The 21,453-nt window shown below is 59.2% G+C and carries 17 protein-coding genes and 1 pseudogene; 7 read left to right on the forward strand and 11 right to left on the reverse strand.

The window, feature by feature from the left end:
• From F4V54_RS07120 to F4V54_RS07150, 7 genes are all read right to left on the reverse strand, one after another.
• Window positions 1-312 (reverse strand): DnaJ domain-containing protein (locus tag F4V54_RS07120; RefSeq protein ID WP_150386702.1); only part of this gene is annotated, 312 nt, incomplete at its 3' end.
• 7 nt (window positions 313-319) lie between these two features.
• A complete protein-coding gene (gene hrcA, locus F4V54_RS07125; RefSeq protein ID WP_034665650.1) occupies window positions 320-1,345 on the reverse strand; it encodes a heat-inducible transcriptional repressor HrcA in 1,026 nt (341 codons plus the stop codon).
• A 57-nt stretch (window positions 1,346-1,402) separates the two neighbouring features.
• Window positions 1,403-2,545, reverse strand: a complete 1,143-nt coding sequence (hemW, locus tag F4V54_RS07130; RefSeq protein ID WP_034665647.1) for a radical SAM family heme chaperone HemW — start codon at window positions 2,543-2,545, stop codon at window positions 1,403-1,405.
• Window positions 2,546-2,565: 20 nt separating this feature from the next.
• Window positions 2,566-3,384, reverse strand: coding sequence for a PDDEXK family nuclease (locus tag F4V54_RS07135; RefSeq protein ID WP_150386703.1), 819 nt, complete (start codon window positions 3,382-3,384; stop codon window positions 2,566-2,568).
• 420 nt (window positions 3,385-3,804) lie between these two features.
• Window positions 3,805-4,473: a hypothetical protein gene (locus tag F4V54_RS07140; protein WP_034665665.1), complete on the reverse strand. Its 669-nt coding sequence runs from the start codon at window positions 4,471-4,473 to the stop codon at window positions 3,805-3,807.
• A gap of 119 nt (window positions 4,474-4,592) precedes the next feature.
• On the reverse strand, window positions 4,593-6,395 hold the full coding sequence (locus tag F4V54_RS07145) for an AMP-dependent synthetase/ligase (RefSeq protein ID WP_150386704.1): 1,803 nt from the start codon (window positions 6,393-6,395) through the stop codon (window positions 4,593-4,595).
• A 99-nt stretch (window positions 6,396-6,494) separates the two neighbouring features.
• Window positions 6,495-8,342 (reverse strand): AMP-dependent synthetase/ligase, encoded by a 1,848-nt coding sequence (locus F4V54_RS07150; RefSeq protein WP_034665639.1) that lies wholly within the window; start codon window positions 8,340-8,342, stop codon window positions 6,495-6,497.
• A gap of 172 nt (window positions 8,343-8,514) precedes the next feature.
• Between F4V54_RS07150 and malQ the strand changes: the two genes are divergently transcribed.
• Window positions 8,515-10,686 (forward strand): 4-alpha-glucanotransferase, encoded by a 2,172-nt coding sequence (gene malQ / locus F4V54_RS07155; RefSeq protein ID WP_150386705.1) that lies wholly within the window; start codon window positions 8,515-8,517, stop codon window positions 10,684-10,686.
• A gap of 33 nt (window positions 10,687-10,719) precedes the next feature.
• On the opposite strand, the gene F4V54_RS11470 is transcribed toward malQ, so the two are convergent.
• Together F4V54_RS11470 and F4V54_RS11475 are read right to left on the reverse strand one after the other, a co-directional pair.
• Entirely contained in the window at window positions 10,720-10,860 is a 141-nt protein-coding gene (locus F4V54_RS11470; RefSeq protein WP_170253125.1) for a hypothetical protein, read from the reverse strand.
• 6 nt (window positions 10,861-10,866) lie between these two features.
• Window positions 10,867-11,034, reverse strand: coding sequence for a hypothetical protein (locus F4V54_RS11475; protein ID WP_156959273.1), 168 nt, complete (start codon window positions 11,032-11,034; stop codon window positions 10,867-10,869).
• Window positions 11,035-11,067: 33 nt separating this feature from the next.
• Here F4V54_RS11475 and F4V54_RS07160 point away from each other — a divergent pair, with 33 nt between their 5' ends.
• Window positions 11,068-12,342, forward strand: a complete 1,275-nt coding sequence (locus F4V54_RS07160; RefSeq protein WP_034665631.1) for a carboxylesterase family protein — start codon at window positions 11,068-11,070, stop codon at window positions 12,340-12,342.
• Between the two features lie 22 nt (window positions 12,343-12,364).
• Here the strand turns inward: F4V54_RS07160 and idi are convergent, their stop codons facing one another.
• Together idi and F4V54_RS07170 are read right to left on the reverse strand one after the other, a co-directional pair.
• Window positions 12,365-12,925, reverse strand: a complete 561-nt coding sequence (gene idi / locus F4V54_RS07165; RefSeq protein ID WP_170253126.1) for an isopentenyl-diphosphate Delta-isomerase — start codon at window positions 12,923-12,925, stop codon at window positions 12,365-12,367.
• Window positions 12,926-12,948: 23 nt separating this feature from the next.
• Window positions 12,949-13,491: a hypothetical protein gene (locus tag F4V54_RS07170; RefSeq protein ID WP_052093089.1), complete on the reverse strand. Its 543-nt coding sequence runs from the start codon at window positions 13,489-13,491 to the stop codon at window positions 12,949-12,951.
• 56 nt (window positions 13,492-13,547) lie between these two features.
• Here F4V54_RS07170 and F4V54_RS07175 point away from each other — a divergent pair.
• The 5 genes and pseudogenes from F4V54_RS07175 to brnQ all read left to right on the forward strand — a co-directional run.
• Window positions 13,548-15,419, forward strand: a pseudogene (locus F4V54_RS07175) (ABC transporter ATP-binding protein); the annotation flags it as partial.
• A gap of 54 nt (window positions 15,420-15,473) precedes the next feature.
• On the forward strand, window positions 15,474-16,619 hold the full coding sequence (locus F4V54_RS07180; protein WP_150386709.1) for a MalY/PatB family protein: 1,146 nt from the start codon (window positions 15,474-15,476) through the stop codon (window positions 16,617-16,619).
• An 11-nt stretch (window positions 16,620-16,630) separates the two neighbouring features.
• The gene (gene treS / locus F4V54_RS07185; protein WP_150386706.1) at window positions 16,631-18,373 is read left to right on the forward strand and encodes a maltose alpha-D-glucosyltransferase; all 1,743 of its coding nucleotides are present in this window, start codon (window positions 16,631-16,633) and stop codon (window positions 18,371-18,373) included.
• A 26-nt stretch (window positions 18,374-18,399) separates the two neighbouring features.
• Window positions 18,400-19,485 carry a phosphotransferase gene (locus F4V54_RS07190; RefSeq protein WP_150386707.1) on the forward strand — a complete coding sequence of 362 codons (1,086 nt, stop codon included), beginning with the start codon at window positions 18,400-18,402 and terminating at the stop codon, window positions 19,483-19,485.
• Between the two features lie 102 nt (window positions 19,486-19,587).
• Window positions 19,588-21,024 carry a branched-chain amino acid transport system II carrier protein gene (gene brnQ / locus F4V54_RS07195; protein ID WP_150386708.1) on the forward strand — a complete coding sequence of 479 codons (1,437 nt, stop codon included), beginning with the start codon at window positions 19,588-19,590 and terminating at the stop codon, window positions 21,022-21,024.
• The last annotated feature ends 429 nt before the right edge of the window (window positions 21,025-21,453 follow it).

Genomic DNA, 21,453 nt, shown 5'->3' on the forward strand with positions numbered 1-21,453 from the left:
CGGTCCACGCCCGCCACCGCCGGTGCCGTCCCCGAAGAAGGCCTCGAAGATATCGCCGAACCCGAATCCGCCCCCGCCGGCGCCACCGGCGGCCTGCTCCATCGGGTCGCCTCCGCGGTCCACAATGTGCCGCTTATCCGGATCCAACAGCACTTCTTGCGCCAGGGAAATTTCGCGGAACTTCTCCGCCGCCTCATCCGTGTCATTCACATCCGGGTGATACTTGCGCGCCAAACGCCGGTACGCCTTCTTAATCTCCGAATCCGTGGCGTTCTTATCCACACCCAGGATGCCGTAGTAATCGCGTGCCACAGTTGAGTTAAGTCCTTTCTTCGCCGGCGAGAATCAGGCTGATGTAGTTTGCCACCGCCGCAACCTTTTGAATCGTACCGGGGTAGTCCATGTACGTTGGGCCGAGGACACCCAAACCACCAAACGTCTCCCCCGCAGTGCCATAACTGGTGGTCACGATACTGGCCTTCGCCAGATCCTCGTCCTCATTCTCCTTGCCAATAACCACGGAGACGTTACCCAGCTCCGGCAAATTAGCCAACAGCTTGAGCACCACCATCTGCTCCTCCAGTGCTTCCACGACACTGAGCAAATCCGTCGTCTTCGGCACCAGGTTCGCCGCCCCCGCAATCAACACACGGTCCGACGGTGTGTCCACCAGGGTGTCCATGATCACCGCGATCACCCGCGTGACGTGGTCTGCCACCGCTGGCGGCGGATCGGCAGCGAGGAGTGCCAGGGAGCTTGATGCGTCCGACATCGTCTTGCCAGCCAGGGCTCCGTTGAGGAGGTCGCGGAGGTAGGTGACCCCAGATTCGTCGATAAGCGAACTGAGCTCAACGTTGCGCTGATCCACGCGCCCGTTATCCGTTATGACCACGATCAACAGGCGACGCGGCGTTAACGCCACAACCTCACAATGCTTGATGCGCGAGACCGACAGCGTGGGCAACTGCACCACCGCTGCCTGGCGCGTGAGCTGCGCCAACAGGTGTGCCGAGCGCCGCATCACGTCTTCCAAGTCCACGCCGGACTCCAAGAAATCCGAAATCGCCCGACGCTCCGGCAACGAAAGCGGCTTGACCTCATTGATCGCATCCACGAACGCGCGATACCCCTTCTCCGTGGGCACACGCCCCGAGCTCGCATGCGGCTGTGCGATGTAGCCCTCCGTCTCAAGCACCGCCATGTCGTTGCGGATTGTTGCGGAGCTGACCTGGAGCTTATGCTTCTCCACCAGGGTTTTAGACCCGACCGGCTCCTGCATCGCAATGTAGTCCGCCACGATCGCCCGCAGGACTGCCTGCCTACGTTCGCGTGCGGGACTAGCCATTTTCGCTTCCTCCTTAGCACTCTAGAGCGTTGACTGCTAAGTCAGTGTAGCGTCGGATCACTCCGCCGCCAAGATATCCGTGATGATCCCGTCGGCCAAAAGCCGGCCAGCATCCGTCACCCGAATCCGCTCATCTACCTCCAGCAGCCCAGCACGCACATGCTTATCGACGACCCCCCGCGCCCCTTCCCCGACCCACCCCACCGGAATGCCTTCTTTGAGCCGCAGGCCCAACATGATCTGCTCAAAGTGGTGCTCATCATCGGTGATGGTCTCCATGCTGTGGATGGGTAGCTCGTGGCCCGCGAGCATCTGGTTGTAGCGCTCCGGGCGCTTCACGTTCATGTACCGCGTCCGGCCCACGTACCCATGCGCCCCCGGCCCTGCGCCCCACCAGTGCCCGCCACGCCAGTAGATGAGGTTGTGGCGGCACTTACCGCCGTCCTTCGCCCAATTAGACACCTCGTACCAGCCGTAGCCGGCCTGTTCGAATGTGTCCGCGATGAGCTCATACCGGTCCGCATACGTATCCTCCTGCGGGGCTGGCAGCTCGCCTTTCCGGATCTTCCGGGACATCGCCGTGCCGTCCTCCACAATCAGTGAATACGCCGACACATGATCCACCCCCGCCTCCAACACTGCTTCGAGGCTGCGCTTCACATCATCTTCCGTCTCCGTTGGTGTGCCGTAGATGAGGTCCAAGTTCACGTGCTCAAACCCGGCCGCCTGCGCCTCCTTCGCCGCTGCCACCGCCCGGCCCGGCGTGTGCTGCCGGTCCAACACCTTCAGAATCGGCGTGGACGCGGACTGCATACCCAACGACACCCGCGTGAACCCATGCGCCTTGAGCCCCTCGAAATACTCCGGACTCGTTGACTCCGGGTTCGATTCCGTAGTCACCTCCGCCCCCTCAGCCAGGCTGAACGTGTTCCGGATCCGTTCCAGGATCCTGCCCAAACCATCTGCCCCGAGCAGCGACGGTGTTCCCCCGCCGATGAACACCGTGTCCGCTGGCCGCCCCCTTTGTCCGGCTCGTTCAACCGCCAGCTCCAGCTCCTGCTCCAACGCATCCAAGTACGCCGCATAGCTCGTCTCCGTCTCCGACGGGGTATACGTATTGAAATCGCAATACCCACACCGTGTTGAACAAAACGGGACGTGCACGTACACGCCAAAAGCGTCAGTAGCCTTAGGACTCATACCTGCCCATCTAAGCAGACTCACGCCACTGCCCCCTTGGCCCGGTTCCTCGCCACCTCCGCCTGAACTTCCCGCACAAACTTCCCCGGGTCCCGCAACAACTCCGCCGGCGAGTACCTCAACACCGACATCCCCTCATTCCGGATCCGGTTCTCCCGCTTCTTCTCCTCTAACAACACCTGTCCCGCCTCCCCGTACTCTCCCGAGTACTTCACATCCCCATCAATCTCCACCACTGTCCAGCCTTCGACGAGGAGGTCGGCGCGGTAATTGCCACCGCAAAGCGATGCTTGTGCCTGCACATTCAACCCGACACGGATGAGTAGCCCCCGCGCGTATGGTTCGAACGGCGACTCCGAACAGGCCACGGAGAACTCCACCGCATCACGCACATTCCGCACTCCACGCACCGGCCCCAGCAACGCAACTTGCCTGCGCATTTCTTCGAGTTCCATCCCCAGCCCTCTCAACCAATCCGCTGCCACCAGGCCGGCGACGAACCCATGATGCCGAGCAATTTCCACAAACACCCGAAACAACCTCGGCGTCCGCACCCCACCCACGTGCAGAATTTCTTCCTCCGCCAGCGCCAACCGGCGGTACAGAGTCCCAGCCTGCCACTGCGTCCGCGGCGGAATCGCCGGCAGCGCCAACTCAACCGGCTCGCGAGCACTGCCCGCCACCCACATTCCGTGCATCCGCGCCGCCGAATACCCCGTCAACACCGCACGATGAGCACCCAACCCCACCGCATACGCCCGCAGAAACGCTTTCTCATAGTCCGGCAAATCCTGGTAACTCTCGGTACGAATCGCCTTATCTCTGCTCAGCAGAGTCACTGACCCGTCCTGGATCCCCTCCAACACCTCGCGGCTGTGCCCCGGAGCGGTCCGCAAATTGATAATCATGGCTGCCAAATCGGCTCGTCTCATATCCCCCATAAACACAGCTTCAGTGATGGCGCTCCGCTTGTCGAGCTTTACCGTTTTCCCCCTGTGAAATTCGCTTGGTTATCCACAGGCGGATGCTTTCAGCTGTCCCCCACCGGTTCGTTCCCGTCCAAAGCGTGATGAATGAATTGCAATAAATGAACTGCAATAAATGATTTCAAATGAACCAGGTGGGCGAATCAGTTTCTGCAAAAATCTGGCGGAACATCCTGGTTTATTTGAAAACGTTTATTGCAGTTTGCGATTTGAGGCGCTTGGGGGGCATCAGCTGGAACCGAGGCGGGTCTAGAGCAGACTTTGCGCCACGAACTAGGCGCCGCGGCGGGAGCGCTTGGCTGCAACCTTGGCTACGATGGCATCCACACGTGCGCGTTCCTCAAGGAACTTCGGTGGGTTGGAACCTCGCATAGCGCGGGTGAAGCCAGGATGTTCAGCAGCCACGGCGTCGAGCCATCCATCGACGGCGGATTCCACTAGCTCACCGACACGGGCGTAGAGGTGCGGCAGGGACACTGCGGCGAGGTTCTGGGCCACCATGTCGGTTTGTTCGAGGGTAAAGTCCACTACTTCACCGAGGTGCTGGACGATGAGGTCGGTGCGCTGGGCGCATGCTTCCGACATGTCCTTTACCGGGGAGGGGGAAGGGAGCGGGAAGAGTTCGAAAAGCCCAGCGGCATCGAGACGTTCAGGTTCGGGGATACGTTCCTCGGCCGGCAATGCCGCGGAGATCGACCCAGCGCGCACACCAGACACGAGCGCCTGTCGGAGGCCGATCAGTTCACCGACAACGCGACGTGCGTCAATACGCGCATCGTCGACGATTTCAGAAAATTCGGCAAGGCAGTCGTCGGTGAGTTCACCGTCGTAATCGGCGATGGCTTCGGCGATGTGCTCGATGTACTCGGCAACCTCGTCGCCGATGTTGTAGACCTCTTGGGTCAGCTCGCGGTGGCGCAGCGTCGCAGCGGTCCGGTGCACACTCGCCTCCTTGGGGTTGACCGGATTGGTGGGTTCGGTGGCCAACATTAAGCCAGAAATTCACAGGTTCTTGTACGGCGCGCCGGGAGAGCGGGAAACAGGGGTAGCAAACCAGAAATTTAGGGGTACAGCTTCCGCATCTGGTGGTCGAAGCTCTTGAGCACCGCTGGGCGCTTCACCTTCAGGGACGGGGTCAGTTCGCCGTCTGCTTCTGTGAGGTCGCGCGGGAGGATGCGGAACTTCTTGATCGCTTCTGCTTTACTCACGGCCTGGTTGGTGCGGTTGATGGCGTCCTGGATTTCCATGCGCAGATCATTGCGCTTGGCCAGCCGGTAGGTGGGGGTGTCCGGGTCGATGCCGCGTTCTGCCTTCCATGTGTTCAATGCGTCTTCGTCTAAGGCGACGAGCACACCGATGAAGGGCTTGCCATCACCGACTACAACTGCTTGAGAGATGAGCGGGTCTTGGCGGAGCAGCTCCTCGAGTGGCTGCGGAGCAACGTTCTTACCGCCGGAGGTGACCAGGATGTCCTTCTTGCGGCCGGTGATGGAGATGTTGCCGTCATCATCGAGGTGGCCGAGGTCGCCTGTGTGGAAGAAGCCGTCAATAAGCGCTTCCTTCGTGGCTTCCTCGTTCCGCCAGTAACCAGTGAAGACGCCGGGGCCGGAGAAGCAGATCTCGCCTTCCTCGGTGAGTTTCACGGTGTAGCCCATCATTGGTTTGCCCACGCTGCCAATCTTGCGGTCGTCACCGAAGCTGAGCGCAGCGGCGGAGGAAGTTTCGGTCAGCCCATAGCCTTCGTAGACCGGCAGGCCGGCGCCACGGTAAAAGTGGCCGAGCGGGATGCCCAGGGCGGAACCACCGGATATGCCGTAAGCCATTTTGCCGCCGAGCGCTTCGCGGATCTTGGAGTAGACGAGCTTGTCAAAGAGAGCCCGCTTCGCCCGCAGGAGCAGCGATGGGCTGCCGTGGTCAAGTGACTCGGAGTAGGCGATGGCGGTTTTCTCCGCATCGGCGAAGATTTTTGCGCCGATTGCGGAGCCATCGGAGGCTTTTCTGCGTGCCGCGTCACGCACCTTCTCATACACACGTGGCACACCAAGCACGAGATCCGGCTTCACACGCTGGAACTCAGCAGCAATGGTGGACACGTCCTGCCAGTGGGTTTGGGTGGTTTCGCCGATCGTGGCAGCCAGGTGCACGGAGCGCGCCATGACGTGAGCCAGGGGCAGGTAGGTGACCACCTTGTTGCCGCGGTGAGCCACCTGGCCAGCCGGGTGAGCCAAAAGACCACGAATCTGGAAGATCCAGTTCAGGTGGGTGATCATGCAGCCCTTGGCACGGCCGGTGGTGCCGGAGGTGTACACCAAGGAGGCAATGTCATCGTGGTGGATTCCGGCTATGCGCTCATCCAGCTCAGCGTCAGTGACGGACTGCCCGGCTTCCTTGAGGGTGGCGATGGCGCCGGGTTCATCGTCGAAAAGCATGATCTCGCGGAGATCCGAATCGATGACCGCGGAGAACATGCTGCCATGCTCTGGGCGCTCACCGATGGCGATGACGGCACCGGAATCTTCGACGATCCACTGCACCTGGTCCAGGGAGCTCGTGGGGTAGATCGTGGCGGTGGTCAGGCCGGCGGCCATGATGGCAAAGTCCACCAATGCCCACTCGTAGCGCGCACCGGACAGCAGGGCGACGCGGTCCCCCTTCTGCGCCCCCAAAGCGATGAGCCCCTTAGCCACTTCGCGCACCTCGGCAACAAATTCCGTCGCGGTGACATCCCGCCACTCATGAGCTTCAGGTTTAGTGAACAACACAGTGTCCGGGCGGGCTTCTGCGTTGGCCACAAGAGCCGAGTAGCAGTTCTCATCTGGTGCGACGGTAAACGGTGCCGGGGTGGTGTAGGTGGACAAGGCCATAACGATAAAACTCCCTTCGAGGTACTTTTTCTAAAGAAAATACCGGGAAGGGAGTGTGCTCGTGGCAGATTCAGAAAGTTTTTGTTAACTACGCCACATTTAACGGTACAAGCGGTCAATGTCCTTCTTGTAACGCTCGAAGACCACGTTGCGCTTGATCTTCATCGTCGGGGTCATCTCCCCGGAATCCTCGGTTAGATCTCTGGTCAAAATGCGAAACTTCTTAATCTGCTCCGCGTGGCTGACGGTGCGGTTCACTTCATTGACAGCGTCCTGGACGTAGGCGCGCAACTCAGGGGTCTTCACCAACTGACGCAGGTGGGTGGACTCTGGAACGTTATTGGTGGCCTTCCAGCGGCGCAGCTCGTCTTCATCGAGGGTGACCAACACACCCACGTAGGGTTTGCCGTCGCCCACGATGAGGGCTTGAGAGATGAGCGGGTCACCGCGCAGAATATCCTCCATCGGGCCAGGCGACACGTTCTTACCGCCAGCGGTGACAATGAGGTCTTTCTTGCGGCCGGTGATGGTGATGTAGCCATCCTCATCAATCTCACCCAAGTCACCGGTGCAGAACCAGCCGTCCTTGATTGCCTCAGCGGTGGCTTCCGGGTTGTTCCAGTAACCCTTGAATACGCCGTCGCCTTTGAAGCAAATCTCGCCGTCTTCATTGATCATTGCGGAGTAGCCGTTGAGAGGCTTGCCGACGGTGCCGATCTTGGTCTCCTCACCAAAGTTCACGGCTGCGGCAGCGGCTGTTTCGGTAAGCCCGTAGCCCTCACAAATCGGCAGTCGCGCACCGCGGAAGAAATGGTTGAGGTGCTTGGACAGTGCGGAGCCACCAGAGATAGCAAATTCGGCCTGACCACCGACAGCGTCGCGCAGTTTCTTGTACACCAGTCGGTCAAAAATCGAGCGTTTCACCTTCAGACGTAGCGACGGCCCCTCCGGAGTATCCAACGCCTTGGAGTACGCCACTGCGGCCTTCTCCGCCTCGAGGAAGGTACGTGCCGCAAAGCTGGAACTATCGGCGGCCTTGTTGTAGGCGCCGTCGCGCACCTTTTCAAAGATGCGTGGCACGCCCAGCAGCATGTGAGGTTGGAAACGCTGAAGCCCCATAACGATGGTGCGGGTATCAGACCAGTGGATCTGGTGGGCACCAGCAATGGTGGAGGCCAGCGCGACAGCGCGGGCAAGAACGTGCGCCAGTGGAAGAATGGTGACGTAGCGGGCATCGGGGCGGGTAGCAATGGTGTGGCCAATCGGGTGGGTCAAAAGCGCCACTGCCTCATGCGCCCACACCAGGTGGGTGAGGATGCAGCCCTTGGGGCGGCCGGTGGTGCCGGAGGTGTAGACGAGTGAGGCCAAGTCGTCGTGCTGGATGCGGGCAATGCGATCGTCGATAACAGCATCTTCGACATCTTTGCCATCCTCAGCGAGAATCTCGAGCGCATCCCCTGCGAAGGAAAGTGTGCGCAGCAGCTGGGATGGGGAATCTTTCAGCCGTGGCGTGCCATCCTCACCCAACACCAGGTTGTCGTAGAGGTGGCGGTTTGCTTCCGTGTCCGTGACCACCACGCGCGCACCGGAATCCTCCACGATCCACTGCACCTGGTGCTCCGAGGAGGACGGGTACACAGGCACACTCGATGCACCAGCAGCCCAGATAGCAAAGTCCATGACCGCCCAGCTGTAACTGGAATCAGCCATCAGCCCCACGCGATCACCGAACTCAATGCCATTAGCAACTAGGCCTTTGGCAACAGCACGGAACTGCTCCATGAACTCGCGGCCGGTCACTTCTACCCAGTCATGGCCCTCCGGACGGGAGAACATCACCTTGTCGGGGTTCTCCGTGCACTGCTTGATCACGAGTGTCAGGCAGTTCTCGTCGGGCGCGAGCGTAAAGCCTGCTGGGGTGGAATACGTCTTGCTGGGAGTAGTCACGGACCTACCTTTCGCTACTTTTCACGACCTTCGCGGTGTGTCGAACAATACAAAACCGTACCCTGTGTGGGGCGGGTAACGCACACTTAGTTAGCCACTTTCGTAGGAGAAATTAGGCCGGGATACGGCAGGATGAAGCGAGCGCCACTGTTCTTTGGCAGAATGCAATAGTGTGGCTGACACCGACCTCCTCGAGAATCTTGCAACCGCCTACGGCTTCTCCCTCACCTACCGTGGGCTGACCAATGAGACTGTAGCGTCCCCGCGTGAATCCCTGGTCACGCTGCTTCAGGCTCTCGACGTCCCTTTGTCGGATGACCCTTCAGATGAGGAACTTTCGGAGGCGCTCGATACGTGGCGGCGCCACTGGGCAACCCGCCCCCTGCCGCCAGTTCTGGTGGCAAAGGAGGGGGAAGAAAAATCCTTCACCGTACATGTCCCGGAGGGTGCCCCTGCCGATGTGTGGGTCACGCTCGAGGATGGTTCCACTTCACCCGTCTACCAGGATGAGAACTGGAATCCGCCCACATGGCGTGATGGCATCGAGTGGGGTGAGGCATCCTTCCACACCCGCGGAGATCTGCCGGTGGGGTGGCATCGGATCCACCTAGCGTCGACAAGCGAACAGGCTGAAATTGCACAAGAATGCACTCTTGTGGTGACGCCGCGGCTGCTGACCACAAATCTTGAGCTCGTGCAAAATCCCGCATGGGGCATGATGGCGCAGCTGTATTCGGTGCGTTCAGAGCAGTCCTGGGGTATTGGTGATTTCCACGATTTGGGCGAACTCGCGGCGGTGGCTGCGCGTCACGGCGCGGATTACCTGCTGATCAATCCGGTTCATGCAGCACAGCCTTTCCCACCCGTGGAGGATTCGCCCTACCTGCCCACATCACGCAGGTTTGTCAATCCCATTTATATTGCGGTGGAAGATGTGCCAGAGTTTGAGCTTTTGGACGCGGAAACACGTAGCGAAATCGACGAACTGTCCGCCGACCTGAAAGCGCGCAACCGCTCAGCGGACTTCATTGAACGCAACACGATCTTTGACACCAAGCTGGCTGTCCTGCAGGAGCTGTACTTCCTCTTCGAGGAATCCGGCGACCACGAGGCTTTTGATGCATTTATTGCGGATCAGGGCGAAGGGCTGGTGGCCTTTGCCCAGTGGTGCGCCCAAGCGGAGATTGACCGGGATACTCTCGCCGCCGACGATAAGCACCGCATCGTTGTACCAGTTGAGCAGCAGGAGGAACTCGCCCGGTTCTACATGTGGCTGCAGTTTGTCGCGGACCGGCAACGCGCCGCTGCGCAGGCCAAAGCTGTGCAGGCAGGCATGCGCATTGGCATCATGACGGACCTGGCAGTGGGTGTTCACCCAGACGGAGCCGATGCGACGACGCTACGCAAGGTTTTGGTTCCGGATGCTTCAGTAGGCGCCCCGCCGGATGGCTACTCCCAGCAAGGCCAGGACTGGTCCCAACCACCGTGGAACCCGTATAAGTTGGCGGAGGCTGGCTACAAGCCATGGCGTGATCTTCTGCGCACCGTGCTCTCCCATTCCGGTGGCATCCGCGTGGACCACATCTTGGGTTTGTTCCGCCTGTTCTGGATTCCCCGCATGTCAACGCCTTCTCACGGCGCGTACATGAATTACGACCATGAGGCAATGCTGGGCATTCTCGCGTTGGAGGCGCAGCGCGCCGGTGCCGTCGTTGTCGGTGAGGATCTGGGCACGTTCGAGCCATGGGTGCAGGACGTTTTGCGGGATCGCGGCGTGCTGGGCACATCTGTCATCTGGTTTGAGCACTCCCCCACTGATGGCCGCCCGTTGGGCCAGCAGGAGTACCGCCACCTGGCGCTGTCCTCCATTGGCACGCACGATCTGCCACCGACTGCCGGGTACCTATCCGGCGCACACAATGCGTTGCGCAATGAGCTGGGGCTTATGAGCGACGCGTTGGAGGACATCGACGCCACCGATGTCGCCTGGCAGCGCGACGTCCTGGACACGGTGCGCGAGTCCGGGGCTTTCGCCGGAACGGACCTGGCGGATAAGCAGTTCGCCGGACTGGGCCGTGATGAACGTGGCGATGTGGACGAACTCGTCCTGGGCCTAACGCGCTTCATCGCTGGCACTAATTCCGCACTCACCTGCACAAATTTGGTGGACATGGTGGGTGACAAACGGGTACAAAACCTGCCTGGCACCAACTCAGAGCAATATCAGAACTGGTGCGTACCCTTGTGCGACAAGGACGGCAAGGCCGTGCTCATTGAGGATCTGGAAAACATGGAGCTCTTCCGCAGAATGGCAGAGGCTTCCGCGCGTCCGTCACGCCACTAGCTCTTGAGCATGATCCAGATTCTTAAGCATGATCTAGATCATGCTTAAGATGCCCGCGATGAGCACGAGCGCAATAAGCACCCAGAGAGCTTGGGTGACACGCGAACGCGGGTACTTCCTGCGCGCCTTGGGGAGCTTCTGATCCTCCCTGCGCAGGTCTTCGGGGTTAGCCATGGAAACCTACTCTACGTCGCCTTGCGTTGAATCCCCCAAAACTGCAGCGAGCCAGTCCACTCCGCGTACCAACCCAACGGCAGCGACGCCGGCAGCAGGCAGTGCAAAGATGAGCACGAGAGGCAACTGCACCCAGGGAGTCGTCTGGGTCAGGCTGAATCCAATATCGATCACGCACACCAAACTACCGGGTTAGACTGTGGTGCCATGAACTCCCCCGTTGAAGTGACGTGTCCGGCTGGGACGGTGGTGGGGGTGGCGCACGGCGCCACTGCCTATTTCCATTCCATTGAGTACTCGCAGATTCCGGCACCTTTTGACGATGCGGTTCCGGCCGAAAAGGGCTTGCTTATTGACGCGACACGGGAGCGCCCGGACGCCGTCGCCCTGTCCATCGTCACCCCAGCTGGCGCCACTGATGCGGATGATTTGCCGGTGCTGGTACACATTCACGGTGGACGTTTTGAAACGGGGGACCATACCAACCCGGCCTCACCTGGCGAGGCACTAGCCGCGAACGGCGTGATCTTGGTGCGCATTGGTTACCGGATGAAACTTCCTGGCCTGGCTCGCTTTCATGATGATCAGCCGCATCATTTCCGCGCTGTGGATGATGTGGCACTGGGGTTGGAGTGGGTGCAGAAGAATATTGAGGCCTTCGGTGGAGATCCCACGAACGTAACGTTGTCAGGCCATTCAGCTGGCGCGGCGATCGTGCTGTGGCTCATGCGCAACGACCACTACCGTGGCGCTTTTCGGCGTGCTCTGGCACTTTCCCCAGGGTTCCCCCGAATGAGCTATGCGCAACGCAAATCCGTCATTCGGGCTGGTGCCGGTATCCCGCTGACCCGTGATGCACTGAACCGCGCTAAGCCGAAGGTTTTGGAACGCGCCTACCGTACGGTGCGGACACGCTACTTTACGGACATGGCGCTGGGCCCAGGTCCGCTTGAACCGGAGGAAATGGCTGAGGTGGATCTGGTGATCACCACCGTGGAGGAGGAAATGTTTGACAGCACCGTCAAACATGACAAGCTCAGGCTTGGGTGGCTCATGATGGCACTACCCGGCTTCCTCATTGGGCTAAAACCAGGCATGTACCGGCCGTTTTTGAAACGCCTGAAAGCACGCAACCCCAAGCACATTGCCGGTGAGTTCTTCTCCGCCAACCTCATCCGTCGCTGGGTCGATGACGTTGCCCAACGCGCGCCCGGCACCGTCTGGCAGGCTGAACTTGTCTCCGACGCCACCACGCGTGCACGCCACTGTGCCGAACTCGCCCCCATTTTCGGTGCCGCCCCTTACGAGACCGGTACTGGCCTGAACGCCTGTCTTATCCGCTACGTCACCACCGGCGAACCAGGCTGGGCACCCTATGGCGCCGAGAAGAATGTTCTGCGCGTGAACCTCTCCGGCGAACATCCAACGCTGGTCACCGATCCATTGGGGTATCTCCGCGGAGTGTTTTCACGAAAGTACTAGCAGCCCGACGAAGCCCGGGCGGTTAGCACCAAACAGAGCGCAGGCGCACGTCCGCAAGTTCCTCAACGAGCCATGGGGAGAACACGAATGGTGTGAGTTCAACCGCAGCAACAAGGTCCGTCGGGTCTACCCACGTGAACTCTTCAACTTCATCCCTGCTTGGGTGTAGTCTTGCGCCGGCAATCAAGCGTGCGGCGTACACCGGGCAGATTTCGTTTTCCACCACACCTGATGCGTCCACGGCGTGGTAGCGGAAGTCCGGCAGAACTGGGCGCAGATCCGCAATATCGCCAGACTTCAGCCCCAGCTCCTCGATGGAGCGGCGAACAATGGCGTCCTCAACGGATTCACCTGGGCCGGGATGGCCACAAAAACTGTTGGTCCACACACCCGGCCAGGTTTTCTTGCTCACGGCACGACGAGTGAGAAGGAGCTGCCCCGAGTCATCAAAGAGCCATGCCGAAAACGCAAGGTGCAGTGGCGTTGCATCCGTGTGCACAACCGTTTTCGCTTCGGTGCCGATCGGCTGGCCGGCCTCATCCAGTAGAACAACCTGCTCCATAAGCTCGGAAGACACTGTCATCGTCGCTTCCTCCTCGCTGTTGATTAGTTGTTGAGGTTACCCGTGAAGACAATATTGCCGATGTGGAACTTCGCCTGCGACAGGCTCCCCGGACTCACGTCAAAGGCGTACTGCACATTCATCGTGGCACCGGCTCCCAACGGCAGGTCCAATCCTTCAAACTCAAGCCCCGCGGACTCAGCGCTTATGCTGCGTGCGGACTGGCTGCCGTTGTATGTCAACGTTGGAGAGCCGAGAGCGTCCACCGGCATCGGCGAATCAGAGGTATTGTGCACCGCGACGGTAACAACCGTGCCACCCGAAGCTGAGCGGCTGCCCTGCCACTTGTAGGACACCGGCATGGCCGGGTCCTCCACGGACTCACCTGAAATCTCAGTGGTTTCTTTCGGGCTGACCTTCTCAACGGCAAAAGGCTCGGGGCCTTCCGTTTCTGTGGCCACGCCCGTCGTTGGTGTGATTGTGCCGTCCTGGCCTTCCACACCATCATTACTAACGCAGCCGGACAGTGTGAAAGCCAAGCAGGCCACGGCACCAACGGCAGCGACCCGAAGTGTGTGAGCAGACATGGCCATTACTCTACAGCCCAACAGCACCGCTGTTGCACCCGTGTAGGTTGATGTCCGTGCAACCTTTATTTCGTGTTCTTCGTAGCGCTTCCGCCCTGTGGCCCTACTACCTGGGCATTGTTCTCATCTCCTCGGTGACTGCCGGTTTGGCTTTGGTCTCACCGTTTATTCTGCGTGAGGCAACAAACACGATTGTTGGTGCCATCCAGGAGGGCCCGGATGCAGCCGGTGCGGCGATAACCACGATCTTGTGGTTGGCCATCGCGTTGTTTGCGGCGCAGTCTGTGGACACTCTCATGCGCAACGTGGGTGGCTATTTGGGTGATGTGGTGGCGGCCCGTATCCGCCAGGTGTTGTCCACTCGGTACTTTGCCAAGTTATTGTCGCTGCCTCAACGGTATTTCGATGGCCAGGTTACCGGCACGATCATTGCCCGGCTGGACCGTTCCATCATGAACATCACGCAGACGGTGCAGAGCTTTTCCAACACGCTGCTGCCTATGCTGCTGCAGGTGATTGCGGTGCTGGGAATCACGGCCTATTTCTACTGGCCACTGACCATCCTGCTTTTGCTACTCTTCCCTATTTATCTCGGGCTCACAGCGCTGACCTCGAAGAAGTGGCAGAAGTTTGAGCAGGGCAAGAATGAGCAGATCGACCTTGCTAATGGCCGTTTCGCTGAGGTCGTTGGTCAGGTGAAGGTGACTAAGTCCTTCGTGGCGGAGTCGCGTGAATTGGATAAGTTTGGTGGACACTACGGTCAGACCATTGAGCTGACTAAACCGCAATCACGCTGGTGGCACTCCATGGATGTGGCCCGTGGCATGGCCATGAACGTGATCTTCTTTGGCATTTATCTGGTTCTGTTCAAAGAAACCCTGAATGGTCGCTTCACCATCGGTGACATGGTGATGTTGGTCCAGTTGGTTGCCATGGCGCAGCACCCGGTACAGATGATGAGTTGGCTGGTGGATTCTGCCCAGCGCGCCATTGCCGGTTCGCGTGATTATTTCAAGGTGATGGATGAAGAGGTGGAGGAATCCGCCAACACCCAGGTTGTTGCCGCGACGGCGGCATCGGATGTGCCGGTGCTGGATACAACGGCGGTGCCTGCCTTGCCTGAGCAGGAGCCGATGGTGCGCTTTGATCAGGTGTCCTTTGCTTACAACGCTGGTGAGCCGGTGTTGGATGGCATCAGTTTCACCGCGCGGCATGGGGAGAAGATCGCACTCGTGGGTGAGTCTGGCGGCGGGAAGTCCACTCTGGTCAATCTGCTCATGGGCCTGTACCCCATCAATGCGGGCACGCTCACGGTCTGTGGCACGGATATTGATGCAGCGGATATTGAGCAGGTGCGAGCCTCCGTGGGGGTTGTCTTTCAGGAGCCAGCGTTGTTTTCCGGCACGATCCGAGAAAACATCGCTTACGGCAAGCCGGATGCCACGGATGAGGAGGTCATCGCTGTGGCCAAGCGCGCGAACGCGCACGGCTTCATCACCAGCTTCGCGGACGGCTATGACACGGTCATTGGTGAGCGTGGCCTGCGCTTGTCCGGTGGACAGAAGCAGCGAGTAGCAGTGGCGCGCGCAATGCTCAAAAACGCGCCCATTCTGGTGCTCGATGAGGCAACCTCAGCACTGGACACGAAGTCAGAGCGCGCCGTCCAGGCTGGCCTGGAGGAGTTGATGAAGGATCGCACCACCATCATGATCGCCCATCGCTTATCGACGATTGCGGATGCCGACACCATCATCACCCTCAAAGACGGCCACATCGATGAGATTGGCTCTCCCGCGGAGCTTGCTGTTTCCGGTGGTATCTACTCAGAACTGCTGGCGCTCACTGCATCCACATCCGCCGCTGACCGCAAGCGACTCAAGGCTTTCGGCCTGCGAGATGGTGCCTTGGAGGACGAGGAATCAGAAGAAGAGCCTGAATTGTATTCGGGAGTCCATCCCAAGCTGAGTTGTACAGTGGCCCCCATGCAGTTCCCTAGTCTCGAAACCCTCCGTGCCCGTGGCACCCGCAAGTGGACCCAGTACAGCGACGATGTGCTGCCGTTGTGGGTTGCTGAAAGCGATTTTCCTACCGCTGAGCCAGTGAAACGCGCGATCCAGGATGCGGTGGACCGAGAGATGTTTGGGTACACCCCGACACACCATAAGCTCGGCGATGCTCTCTCCGATTTCTACGCGGAGCGCTACGGCTGGCGCCCGAACCCAGAGTGGGTCTTTCCGGTTGCGGACGTGGTGCGCGGAATGCTGTTGGGCGTCGAATACTTCACTAAACCGGACTCTGCCGTCATTGTCCCGGTGCCGTCCTACCCACCGTTCCTGGAAATCCCGGCAACCGCTGGCCGCGAAATGGTGGAAGTTGGTGCGAAGAACGGGCTTGATCTCATGGAGGTAGAGGCTGCATTCAAGAATGGTGCTGGTTCCATTCTGTTGGCCGCACCGAATAACCCGTGGGGTTACCTCTTCGGTGCGGAAGAACTTGCACAACTGTGCGCCATCGCCGATAAGTACGGTGCGCGTGTGCTCGTGGATGAAATCCACGCGCCTATCGTCTACCCCACCGGCGGGAACCGTCACATCTGCGCGGCGAGTGTCAATGACGTATCCGCCAACGTGTGCATCACGGTGACAGCAACGTCCAAGGCATGGAACATCGCTGGTTTGAAGTGTGCCCAAATGGTCTTTTCCAACGCAGAGGATGCGAAGGTCTGGGGTGGGCTGACCGGTGTGGCCAAGGACGGAACAGGCACCCTGGGCATTGTGGGAGCGGAGGCCTGTTACCGATACGGCACTGAAGCACTGGAAGACCAGCTGGTGGCGTTGCAGAAGAACCGCGACTGGCTCGCGGATAGCCTGCCGGAGGCTATCCCTGGGGTTGAGTTCACCCGACCGGATGCCACCTACCTGATGTTCTTGAACTTCCAGGACACGGCGATTGGCAATGATCCGTTGCCGGCACAGTGGCTGCGCCGCAATGCCAAGGTCGCTCTCAATGAGGGAGCAACTTTTGGCGCCGGTGGTGAACACCATGTGCGCTTGAACTTTGCCACAAGTCCGGAGATCTTGGCCGAGGCAGTGGAACGGATCTCTGCAGCTATTCGCACAGCTGGGTAACCTCGGTGTGCATGAAAGAGCACACTGACCCGCAAGGATTGATCATCGAGGCTGATGCCAGCGAGTATGCAACCCCGGCCCCTGCTCCCGGCAACGAGCCTTGGCAGCGCCCGGACCCGCAGTGGTACAAGGATGCTGTTTTCTACGAGGTGCTCGTGCGTGCCTTTTACGATCCGGACGATACGGGTTCCGGCACGCTGAAGGGTGTTGAGGAGAAGCTTGATTATCTACAGTGGCTCGGCGTTGATTGCCTCTGGCTGCCACCTTTTTATGATTCACCACTGCGGGATGGTGGCTACGATATCCGTGATTTTCGGAAGGTCCTGCCCGAATTTGGCACGGTAGAGGATTTCATTTCGCTGGTGGATGCAGCACACAAGCGCGGCATCCGCATCATCACGGACTTTCCCATCAACCACACCTCGGATGCTCACCCGTGGTTCCAGGAATCACGCCGTGATCCAGAGGGCCCGTATGGGGACTTTTATGTGTGGACAGATGATCCGTCGGAGTACAGCGAAGCGCGCATCATCTTCATTGATACGGAGGAGTCCAACTGGACGTATGATTCGGTGCGCAAACAGTACTTTTGGCACCGATTCTTCTCCCACCAGCCGGATCTGAATTATGACAATCCGGCGGTGCAAGACGCCATCATTGATGTCATTCGTTTCTGGCTTGACCTAGGCATGGATGGCATCCGCCTTGACGCGATCCCGTACCTCTTCGAGCGCGAAGGCACAAATTGTGAGAACCTGCCGGAAACCCACCAGTTCATCAAACGCGTGCGCACGCTTTTCGACGAAGAATATCCCGGCCGCTTCCTCCTCGCCGAAGCCAACCAGATGCCGGATGAAGTGGTGCAGTACTTCGGTTTCGGTGAGGATGGCTCGGGGGATGAATGCCAAATGGCGTTCCACTTCCCCGTCATGCCACGGATTTTCATGGGTATTAGCCAGGAGAAGGCACAGCCCATCATCGATATCCTGCGGGAAACCCCAGCTATTCCAGACACCGCCCAGTGGGGCATCTTCCTGCGTAACCATGATGAGTTGACTCTGGAAATGGTGTCTGAGGAAGAGCGTGATTTCATGTACGCCACCTATGCCTCGGAACCACGGATGCGAGCAAATGTGGGTATCCGTCGCCGCTTGGCACCGCTTCTGGGTGGGCACCGTGACCGCCTTGAGTTGGCACACGCTTTGTTGCTTTCCCTGCCTGGTTCACCGTTTCTGTACTACGGCGATGAGATTGGCATGGGTGACAACATCTGGTTGCCTGACCGTGATGGTGTGCGCACGCCCATGCAATGGAGTGCGGACCGCAATGGTGGTTTCTCCCGCGCGCAACCGGAGCAGCTTTACCTGCCCGCAATCCGCAATGACACATACGGCTATCAGGCAGTGAATGTGGAATCGCAGATGGAACGCGAAAACTCTCTGCTGCACTGGGTGCGCGAACGCGTGCACATTCGCAAGCAGTACAAGGCCTTCGGCCGTGGTGACTACCAGGAAGTTGATCACTCGAACCCCCAGGTGCTGGCGTTCATCCGCGAGTTTGAGGGCGAGCGCATCCTGTGCGTGAACAACATGAGTTCCCTGCCCCAACCAGTGGAGATGAACTTGAGCCACCTGGCCGGGGTAACTCCGCGTGAGCTGTCAGGCAACGTGGAATTCCCCGCCATCGGTGAACTGCCATGGCTGGTCACCTTGGCACCACATGGCCACTTTTGGTTCGACATTTCCGGCAATTAACTCACAAGAAAGGGCCAGCCTTCCCCATGGATCTGCACTCTGCACGCTTTTATGGCGCTAAATCTGAACCCATTGAATCCTCCGCTGTCACCGCGGAGGTGCCCGCAGGTAATTACGCCTGGCAATTGATGGATGTGGTGCATGGGGGTGTGCGTGATGTGTACCAAGTCGTCGTCGATAAGCACCTCGATGAAGATGTCCTGGACACTGACGCTGGCGCGCAAGCCTACCTGGAAAACGTGGCTGCTTTTGGTGATGTGCATGGGGTATTTCCTGTGGCGAATGCGCGGCCGTTGCAAGCTGACCAGTCAAATACCTCGTTGGTTGTGGATGAGAAGTACATTCTGAAGGTTTTCCGCAAACTGGAAGAAGGCCTTAATCCGGATGTGGAATTGCTCAGTGGCATCGCGGACTGCCCGCATGTCGCTGGTGTGCGGGGATATGTGGTGCGTGATGGGCGCACGTTGGCCATGCTGCAGGATTTCATTGCTGGCGGACACGATGGCTTCCAGTACGCACTGAACACGGGCCTGTCTGATGATGATTGCTTTGCGCTTGGCGCTGCAATACGCACTGTCCACGATGCACTGGCGGAGTCCTTCGGGCACGAAGATGTCCCGGGCACACGCATACGTGAGCTGCTGCACTCGCGTCTCGACGAATTGGTGAAGCGCGCTGAAGTCCTGCGCGACTACGAGAAGGCACTGAGAGCTTTGTACGACAGTGTTCCCGATGACACGGTGGCTATCCAACGCATCCACGGCGACTTGCACTTGGGGCAAACCTTGCTCACTGACACCGCGCGGCAGTGGTACCTCATTGATTTTGAAGGCGAACCAGCACGCCCACTTGAGCAGCGCCGACAACCCGACCACCCACTGCGCGACGTTGCAGGCATGGTCCGATCTTTTGGCTACGCGGAGGCAATGGGCGGCCGTGCCAATGTGAGCGCACTTCTTGCGGGATACGGTGTCGCGGAGAACCCGATTCTGAACTCCTTGATTGCTGATAAAGCCGCATATGAAGTGGTGTACGAAGCAAACAATCGGCCTGATTGGCTGGAGATCCCGTTGGGCGCACTCCGGGACCTAGTGAGTGACCTGGGTAACTAACCTGGGACAGCGTTTTCACCCGATAGGATATTGATCTCGCGCAGTGAGATGATAGGGTGTCACCTACTAATTGTTCGACCCCGTCATTTTCCTGGAGGAACGATGTCTACAGTGACTCAAGGCACTGGCAAAGGGAGCTCGCGGACCGCAATCCTGTTCACAGGTCTTGCACTGTTCTCGATGTTCTTCGGTGCCGGCAACCTGATCTTCCCGCCGATGTTGGCTGTTCAAGCCGGCGATAACTTCTGGCCCGCCATCCTTGGCTTCCTCACCACCGGTGCCCTACTGCCCGTCCTGGCCGTGATCGCTATTGCCTTGTCCGGCTCTAACGTGCGCGACCTTGCACAGCGTGCAGGCACCATCTTCGGCGTGATCTTCCCGATCTTGGCCTACCTGTCCATCGGCGCCTTCTACGCTCTGCCACGTACCGGAGCAGTGTCCTTTGAAGTTGCCATGACCCCGGTCTTCGGCTGGGAAGGCATCGTCCCTGCGGTAATCTTCAACATCGTCTTCTTCGGCATCGCCCTGGCGCTGTCCTGGAACCCGACCACCATCACCGACACCCTGGGGCGCTTCCTCACCCCAGCACTCGTCCTGCTGCTGGTCATCATGATCACCCTGGCCGTCTTCACGCTGACTAACCAGAACTTCACCCCGACGGAAACCTACGCGACCAACGCATACTCCTCCGGTGTCCTTGAGGGCTACCTCACCATGGACTCCATCGCCGCTCTGGCGTTCTCCATCGTGATCATTTCCTCCCTGCGCTACAAGGGTGTTGGCGAGGGCAAACCACTAGTTCGCGCCACCATCTTCGCCGGCCTCGGCGCAGGCATCATGCTTGCCGTCATCTACGTTGGCCTGGGCCTCATCGGTCGCTCCATGCCCGGCGCAGACCAATACGAGTCCGGTGCACCGCTGCTTGCCGACGCCGCCCTGAGCATGATGGGCAAGCCAGGCCAGATCATCTTCGCCCTGATCGTCCTCCTTGCCTGCCTGACCACCGCGATTGGCCTGATCACCTCCACCGCGGAGTACTTCTCTGAGCAGTTCGCTGGTTCCTACCGCACCTGGGCAGTGATCTTCGCTGTCACTTCCGCGATCATCGCAACGCAAGGCCTTTCCTTCGTTATGTCCATCGCAGCTCCGGTCATCGGCTTCCTGTACCCACCTGCTATCGCGCTGATCTTCGTGACCATCATCGAGCCAGCCTTCCGTAGCCGCACCCGCATGCGCTATGGCTTCTTCCTGCCTATCTGGGTTGCTGTCGTCTGGTCCGCAATCGGCACCTTCATCTCCCTGGACTGGGGCGCAGACGCCCTGAGGCCGCTGGTGAACTGGTCCCCGATGGAGGCAGAAGGCCTTGGCTGGCTGCTTCCCACCGGTGTTGCCTTCATCATCGGTGCACTCATTGACGTGATCCGCCCTGTCCCGCCACTGGAGATTGGTACGCACCGTCCAATCGAAAGTGCAGACAGTGCAAGCAGCGAAGGCACTGAAAGCGCTGAAGGCTCTGAAGCCTCTGAAGCGAAGCTCTAAACATTCCCTCAGTTAGAAAACTCGGGCCCCTATGGGGCCCGTTTTTCATGCACAGGAATGATAAGATACACGGCACTTTGCGTGTCCGGTGGTCGGTTTTGCTTCCGTGCCAAGTGTTTGGAACTTTTTTAGTTTTGTAGGGAACCGGGCTGTTTGTGCACGTTATCTGGCTACGTGGCAAGTTCTGGAGCGCGGGGCCTGTGGATAGTTTTCGGGTTATCCACAGGTTTTCCGGCCCCTAGCTGCGCGTTGTCGCGTTTCTGGTTAGCGTTGCCGGCATGAATCCTTTTGCAGCACTAGTCGCGGGTTTAACCAACCCGATGGAGTCCTTGGCATCCTTTGATGCCCAGGTCCTCCGCGATACCGGCTGCAGCCCTGCCCGTATTCGCGAATGGGCGAAAGTTCACACGGTCTACTACGGGAAAACGA

The sequence above is a fragment of the Corynebacterium tuscaniense genome, from assembly GCF_008693065.1.
In the GTDB taxonomy this organism is placed as follows: Bacteria; Actinomycetota; Actinomycetes; order Mycobacteriales; family Mycobacteriaceae; genus Corynebacterium; species Corynebacterium tuscaniense.

What these genes read in the sequence shown, in the direction of transcription:
- hrcA (WP_034665650.1), bottom strand. Translation starts at nt 1,345, where the DNA reads ATGGCTAGTCCCGCACGCGAACGTAGGCAGGCAGTCCTGCGGGCGATC.
- hemW (WP_034665647.1), bottom strand. Translation starts at nt 2,545, where the DNA reads ATGAGTCCTAAGGCTACTGACGCTTTTGGCGTGTACGTGCACGTCCCG.
- F4V54_RS07145 (WP_150386704.1), bottom strand. Translation starts at nt 6,395, where the DNA reads ATGGCCTTGTCCACCTACACCACCCCGGCACCGTTTACCGTCGCACCA.
- F4V54_RS11470 (WP_170253125.1), bottom strand. Translation starts at nt 10,860, where the DNA reads ATGGCTAACCCCGAAGACCTGCGCAGGGAGGATCAGAAGCTCCCCAAG.
- F4V54_RS07160 (WP_034665631.1), top strand. Translation starts at nt 11,068, where the DNA reads ATGAACTCCCCCGTTGAAGTGACGTGTCCGGCTGGGACGGTGGTGGGG.
- idi (WP_170253126.1), bottom strand. Translation starts at nt 12,925, where the DNA reads ATGACAGTGTCTTCCGAGCTTATGGAGCAGGTTGTTCTACTGGATGAG.
- F4V54_RS07170 (WP_052093089.1), bottom strand. Translation starts at nt 13,491, where the DNA reads ATGTCTGCTCACACACTTCGGGTCGCTGCCGTTGGTGCCGTGGCCTGC.
- F4V54_RS07180 (WP_150386709.1), top strand. Translation starts at nt 15,474, where the DNA reads ATGCAGTTCCCTAGTCTCGAAACCCTCCGTGCCCGTGGCACCCGCAAG.
- treS (WP_150386706.1), top strand. Translation starts at nt 16,631, where the DNA reads ATGAAAGAGCACACTGACCCGCAAGGATTGATCATCGAGGCTGATGCC.
- F4V54_RS07190 (WP_150386707.1), top strand. Translation starts at nt 18,400, where the DNA reads ATGGATCTGCACTCTGCACGCTTTTATGGCGCTAAATCTGAACCCATT.
- brnQ (WP_150386708.1), top strand. Translation starts at nt 19,588, where the DNA reads ATGTCTACAGTGACTCAAGGCACTGGCAAAGGGAGCTCGCGGACCGCA.